The sequence below is a fragment of the Pseudomonas sp. B21-028 genome, from assembly GCF_024749045.1.
GTDB lineage: Bacteria > Pseudomonadota > Gammaproteobacteria > Pseudomonadales > Pseudomonadaceae > Aquipseudomonas.
This window is the reverse complement of sequence record NZ_CP087184.1, coordinates 745,200-762,093: the sequence shown is the minus strand read 5'-3', so window position 1 is coordinate 762,093 and position 16,894 is coordinate 745,200. Positions and strand designations below refer to the sequence as shown.

The window sequence follows — 16,894 nt, the reverse complement described above, 5'->3', positions numbered from 1 at the left end:
ATGTCATTGAGACAAGTGTCCGCTGACACACCGCTATCGCGAGCAAGGCTCGCTCCCACAAGGGAATGGTGTTTAACCGCCCACGCCCTCGCTCAACTCTTCCAGCGTCTTGCCCCGCGTCTCCATTCCAAACAACCAGACCACACCCGCCGCCACCACGAAGCACAGCGCGCCCAGGCCGAACACGCCGCCCTGCCCGGTGATGGGAAAGACCAGCCCGGTCACCAGTGGCCCCAACAGCGAACCGATGCGACCAATCGCCGAGGCGAAACCCGAGCCCGTTGCCCGTGCCGAAGTGGGATACAGCTCCGGTGTGTAGGTGTAGAGCACCGCCCACATGCCGAACAGGAAAAATTGCATCAGCAATCCGCTACCGATCAGCAGCCCGACATTGCCGCCGAACACCGCACTCTGCCCGTAAAGAAAGGCCATCGCCCCGCCGCCCAACAGGGTGATGACACACACCGGCTTACGCCCCCAGCGCTCCACCAACCAGGCAGCCATCAGGAAACCGGGAATCCCGCCCAGGGAAATCAGCACGGTGTAATACACCGACTGGGTCACGGCGAATCCCGACTGTTGCAACAACGCACTGAGCCAGGACGTCAGCCCGTAGAAGCCGAGCAAGGCAAAGAACCAGACGCTCCAGATCATCATCGTGCGTTGGCGATACAGCGGCGACCAGATCTGCGCCAGCGCCGAGAAGAAGGTACCCGGCGTACTCGCCAGCCTCGGCAGGCGAACCGGCTCCGGCAAGTTCTGGGTACCCAGCGAGACCCGGACCTTGTCTTCGATACGGCGCAGCACGGCGTCCGCCTCATCATCCCGCCCGGCCTGCTCCAGCCAACGGGGTGACTCGGGGATAAAGAAACGGATCGCCAGGACAAACACCGCCGGCACCGCCAGGACCAGGAAGATGTCGCGCCAGCCAACCAGTGGCAGCAGGAAATACGACAGCACCCCCGCCGCGACGAAGCCCAGCGGCCAGAAGCCGTCCATCAAGGCGATGTAGCGGCCTCGGCGCTTGGCCGGGATCAGTTCCGAGAGCATCGACTGGGCAATCGGAAACTCCATGCCCATGCCGATACCCAGCAGGACGCGAAACAGCGTCAGGGTCTCGACGTCCTCGGCCGTGGAGCACAGATAACTGGCGACACCCCACAGCACGATGCTCCATTGGAACACCGGTTTACGCCCGAACCGATCCGCCAGCATGCCCGACAGCGAAGCACCCAGCACCATGCCGAAGAAACTGGAGCTGGCCAGCAGGCCTGCCTGGGCCGTGCTCAGGCCAAACTCGGTTTTGATCGAGCCGAGCAAGAACGTCATCATCGCCAGGTCCATGGAATCGAAGAAGAACGCCAGAGCGATAATGATGAAGATGACCCGGTGGTAGCCGCTGATGGGCAGCCGCTCCAGACGTTCTGCCGCGCTGTATCCGTGATTATCCATGCTGCATTCCCCCAGTCCGATAGTTTCTCGGCGAGTGTGCGCGAACCTTGCAGGTGGCTATTGCTGAATGCGACCTGTCAACAGGCCTAGAGCGCCATTTCCAACGTGTCCTGCCGGGCGAACCGATGGATTTCCTGCTGGCCGAGCACGGTCACCTGCAAGGCTCGCGAGTCGTTGGGCAGGCTCAGCCAGCCGGATTGCATGAACAGTTGCAGCAACGCAGCCCCCAACGCGCCCCCCAGATGCGGCCGGCGTTCGCTCCAGTCCGGGCAGGCGCAGGCGATGCGGGCATTGCGATGGGCCAGGGCCTGGATGAACAGGCCATGCCCGGCCAGCTGGCTCGCGCCCTTGTGGGTGACGATCACCCGCTGCTCGCATTGTTCGATCCATCCGGCATCCAGCAGGCGCTGGTACAGATCGGCCGCCAGGGTGCCGCCAAGATGATCGTCGCACAGTCGCGCTCGCAACAGCGAGGCGGGGGCCGACGGCGCCTTGTTCGCTATGACGCCGCGCTTGAAGACATCCGGAATCTGCCGTGGAGCGCTGGCCAGGGTTGCGCTGGCCAGCGCTTCGACAGCCGCGCCGATCTCCGGCGCGGCCAGGCGGAAAAACCGCTTGCGCCCCCTGGCTTCCACCTTCAACAGGCCACCGGCCGACAGACGTCCCAGATGGGCGCTGGCCGAGGATGGCGACAACCCGGCCAACAAGGCCAGCTCTTCGGCCTGCCGGGCCGTGCCGTCCATCAAGGCCCACATCATTGCGCTGCGCTTGGGGTCGGCCAGCAGCGTGGCGATCTGGCTGATGCAAGGTGCATGTTCCATGTATTCACTCCCTGTTGAATCATTCGTCTACTGCTCTTGATGCGCGATGCCGCGCCGATTCAGGCGGTCGCTAGTATAAGCGTGCAGATCAAGCTTTCCTGTCCTCCGGAAACCTTTGGAGGCGATTGTTCGTGAGGGAAAATTCTCTATTTACCCGCGACTATTGGCCGACTGGCGTCGAGAGCGGAAATTGCGCGGTCAATTCACCACAACGGGCCTGGAGCATCTCCCGCAACAGCTTGACGGGCTTACTCAACTGCGCCCGATGAGCGCACAGCAGATTGAGCGGCGCGCGCTCGCAGTGCAGGTGCGGCAGAAGGATCTTCAGACGCCCGGCCAGCACATCGGTCGAAACGTCCATCCACGATTTGTAGGCAATGCCAGCACCGGCCACGGCCCAGCGCCGCACCACATCAGCATCGTCACTGAAGCGGTCACCGCTGACGGTAAGGCTCACTTCCCGCTTGCCGTCATGAAAGCACCAGCGGTCATGAACCCGAGTGCCGAGCATGTACAACAGGCAATTGTGTTGAGCCAGTTGCTCGAGCTGAAGGGGTTCGCCATGACGGGCCAGATAGTCCGGCGAGGCACACAACACCCGACGGTTGTCCGCCGCGACCGGCAAGGCCACCAGGCTTGAATCCTCCGGTTCGCCGTAACGCAACGCGATATCCACCGGCTGCTTGAACAGGTCGGCAATGCGGTCGCCCAACAACAGCCGCACCGTTAGCCTGGGGTGTTCGCGCTGGAAGTCATCCAACCAGGGCAACAGCAGGTTGCGTCCCAGGTCCGACGGCGCGGATAACTGCAAGACACCGCTGACCTGGTCCTGGCCGCGGGTCAACAGTCGTCGCCCTTCATCCAGGCTGCCCAACGCCGCCCGGGCATATTCGAGAAAGCTTTCACCCTCGGCGGTCAGGCGCAGGCTGCGGGTGGAGCGCGCCAGCAGGCGGGCACCGAGGTGCTGCTCGATGCGTTTCAACGCGGCACTGGCCACCGCCGCCGACAGATCCATGACCCTGGCAGCGGCAGAAAGACTGCCCAGATCCGCCGCCCGGACAAACAGCTGCAGGTCATCGAATCGAAGCATAGCGACTCCATTATCAAAAAAATATTGAAAGAGTCTGTTCTTTTAGCGGGTTTTATCGCGCTGATAAATAGCTAAACATGGCTGCCATCGAACTCACCTCACGGAGCCCGTTCCATGAAAGCCATCGCCTACTACCATTCCTTGCCGATCACCGATCCGCAATCGCTGCAGGATGTCGAATTGCCGGAGCCCGTCGCCGGTCCACGCGACCTGCTGGTGGAAGTCAAAGCCATTTCGGTCAACCCGGTGGACACCAAGGTCCGTCAGAACGTCCAGCCCGAAAGCGGCGCAGCCAAGGTGCTGGGGTGGGATGTGGCCGGGGTGGTCAAGGCCGTGGGCAGCGAAGTTTCCCTGTTCAAGGCCGGTGACAAGGTGTTCTATGCCGGCTCCATTGCCCGTGCGGGCGGCAACAGCGAACTGCACGTCGTGGATGAACGCATTGTCGGCCACATGCCCAGGACCCTCGGTTTCGCCGAAGCGGCTGCGCTGCCACTGACCGCCATTACCGCTTGGGAGCTGTTGTTCGAGCGGTTGCAGATCCAGGAAGGCCAAGGCACCTCGGAGCAGAGCCTGTTGATCGTCGGCGCCGCTGGAGGCGTGGGCTCGATCCTGACGCAACTGGCCAGCCAGCTCACCGCACTGAAGGTCATCGGTACCGCTTCCCGTCCGCAGACACAGGATTGGGTGCGGAGCCTGGGCGCCGATCTGGTGATCGACCACAGCCAACCGCTGAGCGTGGTCATGAAGGACGCAGGCCAGCCACAGGTCACCCATGTCGCCAGCCTGACCCAGACCGACCAGCATCTGGACCAGTTGGTCGAGGCCCTGGCGCCCCAAGGCAAACTGGCATTGATCGATGATCCCAAGTCCCTGGACGTGACCAAACTCAAGCGCAAGAGCTTGTCCCTGCATTGGGAGTTCATGTACACCCGCTCGCTGTTCGAGACGACCGACATGATCGAACAACACAAGCTGCTCAACCGTGTTGCCGAACTGATCGATGCTGGCACCTTGAAGACCACCGTCGGCGAGCACTTCGGCACCATCAACGCCGAAAACCTGCGCCGGGCCCACGCGCTGCTGGAAAGCGGCAAAGCCAAGGGCAAGATCGTGCTCGAAGGTTTCTGACCGCCCAGCCTGCACTCAGGCTCAAGGCAAATAACCGGTGGCGAGGGGATTTATCCCCTCGCCACCGGTTATTTGAAAAAGATCGGACCGTCAGTCCGAGAATTGACCATTGTCACAATTGCGATTGCGTTCCGGTCTACACTCGAGGCCTTTGCAACGCAATCTTTTACGTGAGGAGGTCAGCAATGAAGATCCTGATAAAAGAAGTGGCAAAATCCCAATGGCAAGTGCGTCTTGACCAGCACGCCGTCACCTTTCGCACCGAGGCCGAAGCCAAAGCTTTCGCCACCACCCTGCAAGCGCGCATTCACGCGCCGCACCACTTCCCCGAACAGCAGCAACGCGCGGCCTGCTGATCAGCCCTCGCGGCTGGCTTGTGTCAGCGCCTGGGCATTTTGCAAGCGTCGGGTCAGCATGGCTGCGCTCACCACCAACAGCCCGCACAGGCTGATGACCATCGCCATGGGCACCGCGCTGCCGTCGTGCAAAGCCGCCACCAGCGCGGCGGCCCCGGCGGCCACGGAAAACTGCAGGCAGCCCAGCATCGCCGAGGCACTGCCGGCCCGGGCACCTTGCCCGTTCATCGCGCAGGCGGAAGCGTTGGGCAGGATGCAGCCCAGGCTGGCGATACAGATGAACAATGGAATCAGCAATGGCCATAGATGCTCGGGGTGCAGGGCGCTGACGGCCAACAGGCTCAACCCCGCCGTGAGGTAGATCCACACAGCACGGGTCAGCAGGAACGCCGGGCCACGCTTGGACAGCAACCGGGCATTGACCTGCGCCACCAGAATGAAGCCTGCCGCGTTGGTGCCGAACAGCCAGCCGAAGTGTTCGGCTGGTATGCCATAGAGCTTGATGAACACGAAAGGCGAACCGGCGATGTAAGCGAACATCCCGGCGATGGCAATCCCGCCCGTCATGGCATGCCCCAGGAAAACCGAGTCGGTCAGCAACCTGCCGTATTGGCGCAACGCCCCCGACAGCGGTTGTCGAGGCACATGGGCCGGCAGGCTCTCGGGCAACCACAGGGCCACGGCCGTCGCCGCCACGGCGCTGAACAGAGTCAGGCCGATGAAAATCGATTGCCAGCCGTGCAGGTTCACCAGCAACCCGCCAAGCATTGGCGCGAGAATCGGCGCCAGGCCCATGACCAGCATCAGTTGCGAAAACACCTTGGCCGACCCCACCGCATCGCATTTGTCGCTGACCACCGCCCGGGAAATCACCATTCCGGCACATCCGCCCAGGGCTTGGACGAAACGCGCGCCGATCAGCCATTCGAGGCTCGGCGCGTAGGCGCAAGCCAGGGACGCCAGCGTAAACAGGCCGACCCCGACCAGCAGTGGAATCCGTCGCCCGAAGCGATCCGCCACCGGCCCGTAGGCCAACTGCCCGATGGACAGCCCGAGGAAATAAGCGGCCAGGGTCAATTGGATGTGTTTTTCGTCCGTGCCGAAGGCAGTTGCCATGGCTGGAAAGGCTGGCAGGTAGAAGTCGATCGCCAAGGGACCGAAAGCGCTCAAGGCGCCAAGAATCAGAATGGTACGAAGGTTCATCGGGCGTCCGTCAGGCGTCAGTCAGCAGCCCGACAGTCTAGCCCCGCCAGGCGCTCTTGAACATTCCGATAGGTCGCTAACGATTAAAAAATATTCAAGCAGGGCTGACCTCGTAGCCCTCTTCCCGGATAACCTCGACCAGGGTGTTGGCCGGCAATGAACTCTGGACCCGCACGGTCCTGGCGCCCAGGTCGATCTGCACGTCTGCCGCCGGATCCCTGGCCTGTACAGCCTGGGTGATGGCTTTGACGCAGTGACCACAGGACATGCCCTGGACATTGAAAGTTTGCATCGGGTGACTCCTTGAGAATGAACGTTGCCGGCAGTTTCAAGCTTGCCATCGTGGCAAGGTCAAGTTCTGCTGAAAACTGCCGGGCTGGCAATTGGCGTCGCGCTCGGCCAAGCTGCCACTATCAAGGATTCCACACCGGAGGTTCGGCCATGCGCTGGTCAGCGTTCAGCCTGTTTTGCATGTTAGGTTTTTCAGCGATGGCCCCCCAGGCCTCGGCCGCCGGCGAAGATTACGGTGTGCTGATCATTTCCCGGGAACGACTGGAAGTGTCGACCTCCTGCGAGATCGGCATCTACATCCAGGACCAGCTCACCGCCCGGCTCTTCCAGGAAGACAGCACCTCCTTCAACTTGCCTCCGGGCCAGTTCTCCCTGCGGCTGAAGTTGTTGCCTGGCCAGGCACCGGGTTGCAATCCGGGCATGCTCGCGCCGGGTTCCCAGGAGATTACGATCAGGGCCGGCGACATCCTGAAGTACCGTATCGCCATGAATGAACAAGGGATGTACCTCAAGCAGGCCGGGCTCGGTTACTGACCTCACCCGGTTCCCTTGTGGGAGCGAGCCTGCTCGCGATAGCGGTATATCAGTGTAAGAAGTGCTACCTGACAAACCGCTATCGCGAGCAGGGCTCGCTCCCACAAGGATCGGCGAAGGTCTTTTGGATTGGCGCTTGACCTTGCCAGCATGGCAAGGTTGATCCTGTAGTCATTCACTACAGGGAGCCCGACCGATGTCCGAATCCACCACTTTCGACCTGCCGATTGCCGGCATGACCTGCGCCAGCTGCGCCGGGCGGGTCGAACGGGCCTTGAGCAAAGTCGCCGGAACCCGGGCCGTCAGTGTGAACCTGGCGACCGAGCAGGCGCGCGTCCATGCCTCCGAGCAGAGCCTGCCAGCCTTGATAGAGGCCGTTGAACAAGCGGGCTACCATGTTCCTGTCCAAACCCTGGAACTGAGTATCGGGGGAATGACCTGCGCCTCGTGCGTGGGTCGAGTCGAACGCGCCCTGGGCAAAATCCCCGGGGTTAACGGTGTCAGCGTCAACCTCGCCAACGAACGGGCCCACCTCGAACTGCTCGGAGAGGTCGATCCGCAAATCCTGATCGATGCAGTGAAGCGCGCCGGTTACGAAGCCAGTGTCTGGCAAGCCGAGCAGCCCCATGACACTCAGCCCCGTCAACTGAATCGTGAGCGCCTGATCCTGGTGTTGGCGATTCTGCTCTCGGTGCCATTGGTGCTGCCGATGCTGCTGCAGCCGCTGGGTGTGCACTGGATGCTCCCGGCCTGGGCGCAGTTCGCCCTCGCGACGCCGGTGCAATTCATCTTCGGTGCGCGTTTCTACGTCGCGGCCTTCAAAGCCGTGCGGGCCGGTGCCGGTAACATGGACCTGCTGGTGGCCCTGGGCACCAGCGCCGGCTACGGCTTGAGCCTGTATGAATGGATCATTGCCCGCCCCGGCAGCATGCCGCACCTGTATTTCGAAGCATCGGCGGTGGTGATCGCCCTGGTCTTGCTGGGCAAATACCTGGAAAGCCGCGCCAAGCGCCAGACCGCCAGCGCCATTCGTGCCCTCGAAGCCTTGCGGCCGGAGCGGGCGATCCAGGTGATCGATGGCGAGGAGCGGGATGTCGCCATCAGCGCCCTGCGCATAAATGACCTGGTACTGGTCAAACCCGGTGAACGCTTTCCGGTGGACGGTGAAGTGCTGGAGGGCCAGAGCCACGCCGATGAAGCGCTGATCAGCGGCGAAAGCCTGCCGGTGCCCAAACAACCCGGCGACAAGGTCACCGGTGGCGCCATCAACGGCGAAGGTCGCCTGCTGGTGCGCACCCAGGCCCTCGGCACCGAGACAGTCCTGGCGCGCATCATCCGCCTGGTGGAAGACGCCCAGGCGGCCAAGGCCCCGATCCAGAAACTGGTGGATAAAGTCAGCCAGGTCTTCGTACCGGTGGTTCTGCTGCTGGCCCTGGCGACGCTGGTCGGCTGGTGGCTTTACGGCGCACCACTGGAGACCGCGCTGATCAATGCCGTCGCCGTGCTGGTGATCGCCTGTCCCTGCGCGCTGGGCCTGGCGACACCCACGGCGATCATGGCCGGCACGGGCGTGGCGGCGCGCCACGGGATCCTGATCAAGGACGCCGAGGCGTTGGAGCGTGCCCATGAAGTCGATACGGTGGTGTTCGACAAGACCGGAACCCTGACCTCCGGCACACCGCGCATCGCTCATTCAAAGGCCCTGGACGGTGACGAAGCCAGCCTGTTGCAACTGGCCGGCGCCCTGCAACGCGGCAGCGAACACCCTCTCGCCAAAGCCGTGCTGGACGCCTGCGCCGAGGGTGGCCTGAACGTGCCGGATGTCAGCGACAGCCAGGCCCTGCCCGGACGCGGTATTGCCGGCAGCCTCGATGGACGCCGCCTGGCCCTGGGCAATCGGCGCCTGCTGGACGAGTCAGGCCTGGACGCCGGCTCGCTGGCCGAATCGGCGCAGGCCTGGGAAACCGAAGGCCGGACCTTGTCCTGGCTGATCGAACAAGGCGCGACACCACGGGTGCTGGGGCTGTTCGCCTTCGGCGACACCCTCAAACCTGGTGCGCTCGCGACCGTGCGAGCCTTGGATGAGCGCCGCATAGCCAGCCATTTGCTCACGGGCGACAACCGCGGCAGCGCCCAGGTGGTGTCCCAGGCGCTGGGGATCGTCAACGTGCATGCCGAAGTGCTGCCGGGGGACAAATCCGCCATTGTTCTTGATCTGAAGAAAAACGCCGTGGTGGCGATGGTCGGGGACGGCATCAACGACGCCCCGGCCCTGGCCGCCGCAGACATCGGCATTGCCATGGGCGGCGGCACCGACGTGGCGATGCACGCCGCCGGCATCACCCTCATGCGCGGCGACCCGCGACTGGTGCCGGCCGCGCTGGACATCAGCCGCAAGACCTACGCCAAGATCCGCCAGAATCTGTTCTGGGCGTTCGTCTATAACCTGATCGGCATCCCGTTGGCGGCTTTCGGTCTGCTCAACCCGGTGCTGGCCGGCGCGGCCATGGCGTTGTCGAGCGTCAGCGTGGTGAGCAATGCGCTACTGTTGAAATTCTGGACCCCCGAGCACCTGGAGGACAACCGATGAACATCGGCCAAGCGGCCCGCCAGAGCGGCCTGAGCGCGAAAATGATCCGCTACTACGAGTCCGTCGGCCTGCTCAGGGCGGCCCATCGCACCGACAGCGGCTACCGGGTCTACGGCACCGATGACTTGCACACCCTGGCCTTCATTAAGCGCTCCCGGGACCTGGGCTTTTCCCTGGAAGAAGTCGGCAAGCTGCTGACCCTCTGGCAGGACCGGCAACGGGCCAGCGCCGACGTCAAGGCCCTGGCCCGGCAACACATCGATGAACTGAACCAGAAAATCCGCGAACTGGCCGAACTGCGCGACACGCTCCAGGACCTGATGGAGCACTGCCACGGCGACCACCGCCCGGACTGCCCGATCCTCAAGGAACTGGCGTCGGGGTGTTGCAAGGAAACGGTCACGGCCTGACACCCAGCCCCACAGGGGAGTGGCGGTGAACACGGATGTTCTGTTCACCCAAGATCAGGGTGGGAGCGAGCCTGCTCGCGAAGACGGCGGAACATTCAACATCCATCCAAGCTGACCCACCGCTATCGCGAGCAGGCTCGCTCCCACAGGGGATCGGCGGTGTGCATGGATATCGTGTCCACCCGCCGAGATCAGGGTGGGAGCGGGCTTGCTCGCGAAGACGGCGGAACATTCAACATCCATCCAAGCTGACCCACCGCTATCGCGAGCAGGCTCGCTCCCACAAGGGATTGGTGGTGAGCATAGAGGGTGTGTTCACCCGAGATCACCCCACAAAAAACCCGGCCTTGGCCGGGTTTCGGGTCATTGCATCCAGGGCGGAGGCGGTTCTTCGGTTTTGCCGGGGGGAGCGTCGTCCGCCGCGCGTACGGCCTGACGACGTTCCTCGTCGAGGCGAGCGGCCTCGATCTCGCGCATGATCCCGCCAACATCCGCCAGCTCTTCCGGCTCGTCGAACTCGCCGGTCAACGTGCTGGCCGGATGCAGAGTGCCAGCCTCATACAGTGCCCACATCTCCTTCGCATACCGGGTGCGCTTGAGCTCCGGTGCGAACCGGCCGAAGTAGGACGCCATGTTGCCCACGTCCCGCTCCAGCATGCTGAAGGCATGGTTGTTACCGGCGGCATCCACGGCCTGTGGCAGGTCGATGATTACCGGCCCTGTCGGCGTGAGCAGCACGTTGAACTCCGACAGGTCCCCGTGCACCAGACCGGTACACAGCATCAGCACGATCTGGGAGATCAGGAACGCGTGGTATTCACGGGCCTGATCCGGCTCCAGCACCACATCGTTCAGGCGCGGCGCCGCATCGCCGTACTCGTCGGCCACCAGTTCCATCAGCAGCACGCCCTCGAGGAAGTCGTACGGCTTGGGCACTCGCACACCTGCGTTGGCCAGGCGGAACAGTGCCGCCACTTCGGCATTCTGCCAGGCATCCTCGGTTTCCTTGCGCCCGAACTTCGAGCCTTTCGCCATGGCGCGAGCCTGGCGACTGTTGCGGACCTTGCGGCCTTCCTGGTACTCGGCCGCCTGACGAAAACTTCGCTTGTTCGCCTCCTTGTAGACCTTGGCGCAACGCAGCTCATTGCCGCTGCGCACCACATAAACAGCTGCTTCTTTACCACTCATGAGAGGGCGCAGCACTTCGTCGACCAGACCGTCTTCGATCAGGGGTTCAATGCGTTTTGGAGTCTTCATCAGCTTTTATTCTGGGTCCTTTATGACCAAACACGCGAATGACAGCCGTTATACGGCAATCCTTCCTCCACGGGGAGGGGTTGCCGACCTATGAACCTTCGATGCACACAATGTGCCGATAATCGACCAGGCCGAATCATAGCTGACAGCCGCGCCGCCGTTGGCATTTGGATGCGTCTGTATTTGCGACAAAATTTACGACGAACCGGAATCCGGTAAGCGGATTCAGGGCTTGAACAACTCCCCCGGCGTACACCCGAACATCCCCTTGAACGCCGCAATGAAAGCGGACGTGGAATCGTACCCACACGACAACGCCGCAGCGGTCACGCTATCGCCGTCCTCCAGCGATCTCAGGGACGACAGCAACCGCATGCGCTGGCGCCAGGCACGAAAGCTCAGGCCGGTTTCACGCTGGAACAGGCGCATCAGGGTTTTCTCCGAGGTGCCCAGACGTTCCGCCCACACGTGCAGGGTCACGTTGCGCTCAGGTTGTTCGATCAACTCGTTACACAACCCCAGCAGCCGGCCATGGCGTGGCAACGGCAGGGAGAACCCCACTTCCGGCAGCACCGCCAACTGATCCAGCAACACTTGCACCAGCCGTGCCTCTCGCGTATCGCCCTGCGGATAATCGGCCGGCCACTGACAAAACGCCTTGATCAACTCTCTGGCCAGCGGCGTGACCTCCAACACCCGGCAACGATCATCGGCCCATGGGCAGCTGTCGCGGTGGACATACAGGCTACGCATCTCCGCTCGCATCGACGTCACGACCTGATGTTCCAGGTCGGCCGGGATCCAGATCCCCCACTGCGGTGGCGCGAAGAAGCTGCCGGCGGCGGTGTGCACACCGAGAACGCCACTGATGGCGTAGGAAAACTGCACCCAGTCATGCCGATGGGCCTGGGTCCACGAACCGGCGCTCAAGCTTTCGACACGGGCATACAGTGGCCTGGGCAATTGCGTCAGGTCGGGAATACGACGTTCGAGCTGTTGTTGTCCGTTAGTCGGCATTGATTGGCCTTATGTCGCAAGACGACTGTCAGAACCGACGTTAGGCTAAGTCACCTCCTCTGACAACCTGCGGTGCCCTATGTCTATATTCAGACACTTAAAGCGCTTGGTGACCGACTGGTTCCTGTGCGGCATGTTGCTCGCCACGCTGCTGGCGTATTTCTTCCCAGGCTTTGGCGCCACCGGCGGCGCCATGCACGCCGAATGGGTGGTCAATATTGGCATCTTCGTGGTGTTTTTCCTGCATGGGGTCAACCTGTCCGGCGAGCAGATCCGGCACGGCTTGAAAAACACCCGGCTGCACTTGATGGTTCAGGTGTTTACCTTCGGAGTGTTCCCCTTGATCTGGCTCGCCAGCAACAAGCTGCTGGGCAGTCATGTGCCGTCACTGCTGATGCTGGGGTTCTTTTACCTGTGCGCCCTGCCCTCGACCATTTCCTCCTCGGTAGCCCTCACCGGCAGTGCGGGGGGTAACGTGCCGGCGGCGATTCTCAACGCCAGCCTGTCCAGCGTGCTGGGGGTTTTCCTGACCCCGCTGCTGGTCAGTCTGGTGGTCGGTCGCGGCGATGGCGGTATCGACTTGGGCTCGACCCTGCTCGACCTGTGCATGATGTTGCTGCTGCCGCTGGTACTCGGGCAGTTCCTGCGACGCTGGCTGGCCGGCTTTTTTGGCCGCTACAAGCGCTACACCAGCATCATCGACAAGTTGGTGATCCTGTTGCTGGTCTACGCAGCGTTCTGCAATTCCATGGTGTCCGGGATCTGGCAACAGCAAGGCAACGGCGTGCTACTCAGTGCGGTGCTCGGCAGCGCCGTGCTGCTGGCAATCATCCTCTGGATGACCACCCGCACCGCCCGTACCCTGCGCTTCAACAATGCCGATGAAATCGCCGCGGTATTCTGTGCCAGCAAGAAGTCCCTCGCCGCCGGGGTGCCGATGGCGGCGCTGATCTTCGGCAGCAACCCAGGCCTGGGACTGATCCTGCTGCCGATCATGATCTACCACCCGATGCAGTTAATCGTCTGCTCGATCCTCGCCGAGCGTTACACCAGCCGCCGGCGAGTGTTGGTCACCCAGCAGAACGAGACGCTGCTCAACGCTCGATAATCGCCGTCACGCCTTGGCCGGCGGCCGCGCAGATGGAAATCAGCCCCCGGCCCCGCCCTGCGGCATCGAGCAACTTGGCGAGATTGGCAACGATACGCCCACCCGTGGCGGCAAACGGGTGGCCGGCGGCCAGGGAGCTGCCCTTCACGTTCAACCGGCTGCGATCTATAGCGCCCAATGGCGCGTCGAGGCCCAGGCGGGTCTTGCAGTAGTCCGCATCCTCCCAGGCCTTGAGCGTGCATAGCACCTGGGCGGCGAATGCCTCGTGAATCTCGTAGTAATCGAAGTCCTGCAGCGTCAGGCCGTTGCGCGCCAGTAGCCGGGGCACGGCATAGACCGGCGCCATCAGCAGTCCTTCGGCACCATTGACGAAATCCACCGCCGCGGTCTGTCCGTCCCGCAGATACGCCAGGATCGGCAACCCCCGCGCCTTGGCCCATTCCTCGCTGCCCAACAACACCAACGAAGCGCCATCGGTCAGTGGCGTGGAGTTACCGGCGGTCATCGTGCCCTTGGCGCTTTTTTCGAAGGCAGGCTTGAGCGAGGCGAGCTTTTCCAGGGTCAGGTCCGGGCGCAGGTTGTTGTCCCGGGTCAGGCCGAGAAACGGCGTCATCAGGTCGTTCTGCCAGCCTTCGGCGTAGGACGCTGCCATTTTCTGGTGGCTTTCCAGGGCCAGTTGGTCCTGTTCTTCCCGGGGAATCTGCCAGGTCTGGGCCATCAACTCGCAGTGCTGCCCCATGTTCAGGCCGGTGCGCGCCTCGTTGATGCGTGGCAGCTCGGGGACGAGGTGCTGGGGACGCAGTTGCAGGAATACTTTGATTTTCTCGGCGGTGGTCTTGGCGCGATTGGCTTGCAGCAGCAGGCGGCGCAGTCCTTCGTTGACGGCGATGGGCGCATCCGAAGTGGTGTCCACGCCGCCGGCAATCGCGCTGTCGATCTGGCCCAGGGCAATCTTGTTGGCTACCAGCAGCACCGTCTCCAGCCCCGTGCCGCAGGCCTGTTGCACGTCATAGGCCGGGGTGGCGGGCGACAGCCGCGAGCCGAGCACGCACTCCCGGCTCAGGTTCATCTCCCGGGAATGCTTGAGCACCGCACCGGCGGCCACCTCGCCGATGTGCAGGCCATGCAGGTTGTAGCGCTCGATCAGGCCTTCAAGGGCGGCCGTCAGCAGTGCCTGGTTGCTGGCGGTGGCATAAGGCCCGTTGGAACGGGCGAAAGGAATGCGGTTACCCCCGATGATCGCGACGCGGCGTAGCTGTGTCATGAAGAACTCCCCGAGTAGATTCGAATACGCTGACGGTCCCGAAACAAATGCTGCTTGCGCACAAGCTTAGGCTTTATCTTGGCAATCGAACGACTGATTGCCGATCGTGGTCCACACTTGGGAGCTCATCAGCCGGAGTACGTTCCATGTCTGACCGTTATATCGACTTCGCCAATTCGCCCATTGGCCTGCGCCTGGTCGGGGCCCTTGGCCTGCCATCGCCGGTACGTCTGGAACGCTGGCAGGCCGGGCGGCTGCGGCCTATCGAGGGCGCGCTGCTGCTGGGCGGCGGGCCGCTGATCGAAGCGATCGGCACGTTCGCCAAGCGCCTGACCGACGCGATTTTCGTCTACGGCGCCGAACCGACCCTGGCCACCGAGTGGATCCCCGGCCACGGCCCGAAAATCAAGGCCGTGGTGTATGACGCCAACCATCTGGCCCAGGCCGATCAGCTCAAGCAACTGCGGGAATTTTTCCAGCCGCTGATGAAAAATCTCGACCGCAGCGCCCATGTGGTCATCCTCGGTCGGGCCCCGGAAAGTCTCACGGATCCCTTCGCCGCCAGTGCCCAGCGAGCGCTGGAGGGGTTCAGTCGCTCCCTGGCCAAGGAGCTGCGCCATGGCGGCACGCTGCAACTGTTGTATGTCGGTGATGGCGCCGAAACCCAGTTGGAAGGGCCCCTGCGGTTCTTCCTGTCGCCCAAGAGCGCGTTCATTTCCGGGCAGGTCATTCGCCTGAACGCCTGCCAGGCCCAGGTCCAGGACTGGACGCGACCGCTCACCGGGCTCAAGGCACTGGTCACCGGCGCGGCCCGCGGAATTGGCGCCTCCATCGCCGAAACCCTGGCCCGCGACGGCGCCAACGTGATTCTTCTGGACGTGCCCCAGGCCAAGGCCGATCTCGATGCCCTCGCCGCACGCCTGGGCGGACGCGCCGTGACCCTGGACATCTGCGCCGAAGACGCCGCGAGCCAGTTGATCGAACACCTGCCAGGCGGCGTCGACATCGTCGTGCATAACGCCGGCATCACCCGGGACAAGACCCTCGCCAACATGACGCCGGAATTCTGGGACGCGGTGCTGGCGGTCAACCTCAACGCACCCCAGGTGCTGACCAAGGCCCTGCTCGACAGCGGCACCCTGCGGGACAACGGCCGGGTCGTTCTGCTGGCTTCCATCAGCGGCATCGCCGGCAATCGCGGCCAGACCAACTATGCCGCCAGCAAGGCCGGGTTGATCGGCCTGGCCCAGGCCTGGGCGCCGCTGTTGCAGACGCGAGGCATCAGCATCAACGCCGTGGCCCCAGGCTTCATTGAGACCCGCATGACCGCCGAGATCCCCTTCGCCCTGCGCGAAGCCGGACGGCGCATGAGTTCCATGGGCCAGGGCGGCTTGCCCCAGGACGTCGCCGAAGCCGTGGCCTGGCTCGCGCAGCCGGGCACGGGGGCGGTCACCGGGCAGGCGCTGCGGGTCTGCGGACAAAGCCTTTTGGGAGCGTGACCATGACGATCCAATGGCATGAGGTCAGCAGCGCGCCGGGCATGTCGGGGCTCTATGCGAAGGCCGCGACTCGTCGCAAGATCACCGGCAAGACCTTGCCGGAGACCGGGTTGCGCCAGGTGCTCCAGGTGGATCAGCAGCGCCTGGCGGCTTATCGCAAGGTCTGTGGTTTTGTCGACAACGGCCTGCTGCCACCGACTTATCCCCACGTGCTGGCGTTCGCCCTGCAAATGCAATTGCTCACTGCCCGGGACTTCCCGTTCCCGCTGCTGGGGTTGATCCACCTGAGCAACCGCATCCGCGTGCTCCGTCCCATGGGCGGCGTCAGCCAGGTACGGGCCAGTGTCAATGTCGAACAGCTGCAGCCCCACCCCAAGGGCGCGGTGTTCAACCTGGTGACCCGCATCGAGGATCAACTGGGACCGTTGTGGGAGGCGGAGAGCGAGATGCTCTGCAAGGGTGTGCAGCTTGATGGTGGGCTGGTGGAGCCGCCACCCCGGACAACTCCAGCGCTGACCGAAGTCACGCGCTGGACAGCCCCTGCGGATATCGGCCGGCAATACGCCAAGGTGTCCGGCGACTACAACCCGATCCACCTCAGTGCCATCAGTGCGCGGATGTTCGGCTTCCCCACCGCCATTGCCCATGGCCTGTGGAACAAAGCCCGGACCCTGGCCGCACTGGATGAACACCTGCCCGAAGCCAACCTCGAAATCGAGGTAACCTTCAAGAAGCCGGTACGCCTGCCCAGCGAAGTGACCCTGCTGGCGAGCGCGGCGGGGTCCAGCGGGGATTTGCAGTTGGTGGGGTCGGGAGATCTGGAGCACATGGTAGGAAGCTGGCGACCGATTGCCTGAACCATGCGGTGGGTCAG

At 63.2% G+C, this 16,894-nt stretch carries 16 protein-coding genes; 8 read left to right on the top strand and 8 right to left on the bottom strand.

Annotation, left to right across the window (positions count from 1 at the left end):
- Positions 1 to 72 precede the first annotated feature (72 nt).
- From LOY35_RS03345 to LOY35_RS03335, 3 genes are all read right to left on the bottom strand, one after another.
- Positions 73 to 1,452, bottom strand: coding sequence for an MFS transporter (locus LOY35_RS03345; RefSeq protein WP_258630652.1), 1,380 nt, complete (start codon positions 1,450 to 1,452; stop codon positions 73 to 75).
- A gap of 86 nt (positions 1,453 to 1,538) precedes the next feature.
- The gene (locus LOY35_RS03340; RefSeq protein WP_258630650.1) at positions 1,539 to 2,273 is read right to left on the bottom strand and encodes a helix-turn-helix transcriptional regulator; all 735 of its coding nucleotides are present in this window, start codon (positions 2,271 to 2,273) and stop codon (positions 1,539 to 1,541) included.
- A gap of 160 nt (positions 2,274 to 2,433) precedes the next feature.
- Positions 2,434 to 3,363, bottom strand: coding sequence for a LysR family transcriptional regulator (locus LOY35_RS03335; protein WP_258630648.1), 930 nt, complete (start codon positions 3,361 to 3,363; stop codon positions 2,434 to 2,436).
- A 114-nt stretch (positions 3,364 to 3,477) separates the two neighbouring features.
- Between LOY35_RS03335 and LOY35_RS03330 the strand changes: the two genes are divergently transcribed.
- Both LOY35_RS03330 and LOY35_RS03325 read left to right on the top strand, forming a co-directional pair.
- Entirely contained in the window at positions 3,478 to 4,491 is a 1,014-nt protein-coding gene (locus LOY35_RS03330; RefSeq protein ID WP_258630647.1) for a zinc-binding alcohol dehydrogenase family protein, read from the top strand.
- Positions 4,492 to 4,676: 185 nt separating this feature from the next.
- Positions 4,677 to 4,847, top strand: coding sequence for a hypothetical protein (locus tag LOY35_RS03325; protein WP_167355722.1), 171 nt, complete (start codon positions 4,677 to 4,679; stop codon positions 4,845 to 4,847).
- On the opposite strand, the gene LOY35_RS03320 is transcribed toward LOY35_RS03325, so the two are convergent.
- Positions 4,848 to 6,050 (bottom strand): multidrug effflux MFS transporter, encoded by a 1,203-nt coding sequence (locus tag LOY35_RS03320; RefSeq protein WP_258630646.1) that lies wholly within the window; start codon positions 6,048 to 6,050, stop codon positions 4,848 to 4,850.
- Between the two features lie 94 nt (positions 6,051 to 6,144).
- Positions 6,145 to 6,342 (bottom strand): heavy-metal-associated domain-containing protein, encoded by a 198-nt coding sequence (locus LOY35_RS03315; RefSeq protein WP_258630643.1) that lies wholly within the window; start codon positions 6,340 to 6,342, stop codon positions 6,145 to 6,147.
- A 149-nt stretch (positions 6,343 to 6,491) separates the two neighbouring features.
- On the opposite strand from LOY35_RS03315, the gene LOY35_RS03310 reads away from it, so the two are divergent.
- The 3 genes from LOY35_RS03310 to cueR all read left to right on the top strand — a co-directional run bounded on the left by LOY35_RS03310 (position 6,492) and on the right by cueR (position 9,875).
- Complete coding sequence (locus tag LOY35_RS03310) at positions 6,492 to 6,875, top strand: hypothetical protein (protein ID WP_041022545.1); 384 nt, start codon at positions 6,492 to 6,494, stop codon at positions 6,873 to 6,875.
- Between the two features lie 196 nt (positions 6,876 to 7,071).
- Complete coding sequence (locus tag LOY35_RS03305) at positions 7,072 to 9,465, top strand: heavy metal translocating P-type ATPase (protein ID WP_258630640.1); 2,394 nt, start codon at positions 7,072 to 7,074, stop codon at positions 9,463 to 9,465.
- The gene (gene cueR / locus LOY35_RS03300) at positions 9,462 to 9,875 is read left to right on the top strand and encodes a Cu(I)-responsive transcriptional regulator (RefSeq protein ID WP_258630636.1); all 414 of its coding nucleotides are present in this window, start codon (positions 9,462 to 9,464) and stop codon (positions 9,873 to 9,875) included. Before LOY35_RS03305 ends, cueR begins: the two co-directional genes overlap by 4 nt.
- A gap of 363 nt (positions 9,876 to 10,238) precedes the next feature.
- Here the strand turns inward: cueR and LOY35_RS03295 are convergent, their stop codons facing one another.
- On the bottom strand, positions 10,239 to 11,132 hold the full coding sequence (locus LOY35_RS03295; protein WP_258630635.1) for a PA4780 family RIO1-like protein kinase: 894 nt from the start codon (positions 11,130 to 11,132) through the stop codon (positions 10,239 to 10,241).
- Between the two features lie 225 nt (positions 11,133 to 11,357).
- Complete coding sequence (locus tag LOY35_RS03290; RefSeq protein ID WP_258630634.1) at positions 11,358 to 12,149, bottom strand: helix-turn-helix transcriptional regulator; 792 nt, start codon at positions 12,147 to 12,149, stop codon at positions 11,358 to 11,360.
- A 79-nt stretch (positions 12,150 to 12,228) separates the two neighbouring features.
- Here LOY35_RS03290 and LOY35_RS03285 point away from each other — a divergent pair, with 79 nt between their 5' ends.
- Complete coding sequence (locus tag LOY35_RS03285; RefSeq protein WP_258630632.1) at positions 12,229 to 13,257, top strand: bile acid:sodium symporter family protein; 1,029 nt, start codon at positions 12,229 to 12,231, stop codon at positions 13,255 to 13,257.
- Here the strand turns inward: LOY35_RS03285 and LOY35_RS03280 are convergent.
- Positions 13,244 to 14,521: an acetyl-CoA C-acetyltransferase gene (locus LOY35_RS03280; RefSeq protein WP_258630629.1), complete on the bottom strand. Its 1,278-nt coding sequence runs from the start codon at positions 14,519 to 14,521 to the stop codon at positions 13,244 to 13,246. The two genes, LOY35_RS03285 and LOY35_RS03280, sit on opposite strands and share 14 nt — an antisense overlap.
- Positions 14,522 to 14,667: 146 nt before the next feature.
- Here LOY35_RS03280 and LOY35_RS03275 point away from each other — a divergent pair, with 146 nt between their 5' ends.
- Complete coding sequence (locus LOY35_RS03275) at positions 14,668 to 16,020, top strand: 3-oxoacyl-ACP reductase (protein ID WP_258630627.1); 1,353 nt, start codon at positions 14,668 to 14,670, stop codon at positions 16,018 to 16,020.
- Positions 16,021 to 16,022: 2 nt separating this feature from the next.
- The gene (locus tag LOY35_RS03270; protein ID WP_258630625.1) at positions 16,023 to 16,877 is read left to right on the top strand and encodes a MaoC family dehydratase; all 855 of its coding nucleotides are present in this window, start codon (positions 16,023 to 16,025) and stop codon (positions 16,875 to 16,877) included.
- Positions 16,878 to 16,894: the final 17 nt, after the last annotated feature.

Bases quoted from the DNA above. Each gene is read 5' to 3' on its own strand.
- LOY35_RS03335 (WP_258630648.1), bottom strand. From the start codon at position 3,363: ATGCTTCGATTCGATGACCTGCAGCTGTTTGTCCGGGCGGCGGATCTG.
- LOY35_RS03295 (WP_258630635.1), bottom strand. From the start codon at position 11,132: ATGAAGACTCCAAAACGCATTGAACCCCTGATCGAAGACGGTCTGGTC.
- LOY35_RS03340 (WP_258630650.1), bottom strand. From the start codon at position 2,273: ATGGAACATGCACCTTGCATCAGCCAGATCGCCACGCTGCTGGCCGAC.
- LOY35_RS03310 (WP_041022545.1), top strand. From the start codon at position 6,492: ATGCGCTGGTCAGCGTTCAGCCTGTTTTGCATGTTAGGTTTTTCAGCG.
- cueR (WP_258630636.1), top strand. From the start codon at position 9,462: ATGAACATCGGCCAAGCGGCCCGCCAGAGCGGCCTGAGCGCGAAAATG.
- LOY35_RS03270 (WP_258630625.1), top strand. From the start codon at position 16,023: ATGACGATCCAATGGCATGAGGTCAGCAGCGCGCCGGGCATGTCGGGG.
- LOY35_RS03290 (WP_258630634.1), bottom strand. From the start codon at position 12,149: ATGCCGACTAACGGACAACAACAGCTCGAACGTCGTATTCCCGACCTG.
- LOY35_RS03280 (WP_258630629.1), bottom strand. From the start codon at position 14,521: ATGACACAGCTACGCCGCGTCGCGATCATCGGGGGTAACCGCATTCCT.
- LOY35_RS03325 (WP_167355722.1), top strand. From the start codon at position 4,677: ATGAAGATCCTGATAAAAGAAGTGGCAAAATCCCAATGGCAAGTGCGT.
- LOY35_RS03305 (WP_258630640.1), top strand. From the start codon at position 7,072: ATGTCCGAATCCACCACTTTCGACCTGCCGATTGCCGGCATGACCTGC.
- LOY35_RS03315 (WP_258630643.1), bottom strand. From the start codon at position 6,342: ATGCAAACTTTCAATGTCCAGGGCATGTCCTGTGGTCACTGCGTCAAA.
- LOY35_RS03275 (WP_258630627.1), top strand. From the start codon at position 14,668: ATGTCTGACCGTTATATCGACTTCGCCAATTCGCCCATTGGCCTGCGC.
- LOY35_RS03285 (WP_258630632.1), top strand. From the start codon at position 12,229: ATGTCTATATTCAGACACTTAAAGCGCTTGGTGACCGACTGGTTCCTG.
- LOY35_RS03320 (WP_258630646.1), bottom strand. From the start codon at position 6,050: ATGAACCTTCGTACCATTCTGATTCTTGGCGCCTTGAGCGCTTTCGGT.
- LOY35_RS03330 (WP_258630647.1), top strand. From the start codon at position 3,478: ATGAAAGCCATCGCCTACTACCATTCCTTGCCGATCACCGATCCGCAA.
- LOY35_RS03345 (WP_258630652.1), bottom strand. From the start codon at position 1,452: ATGGATAATCACGGATACAGCGCGGCAGAACGTCTGGAGCGGCTGCCC.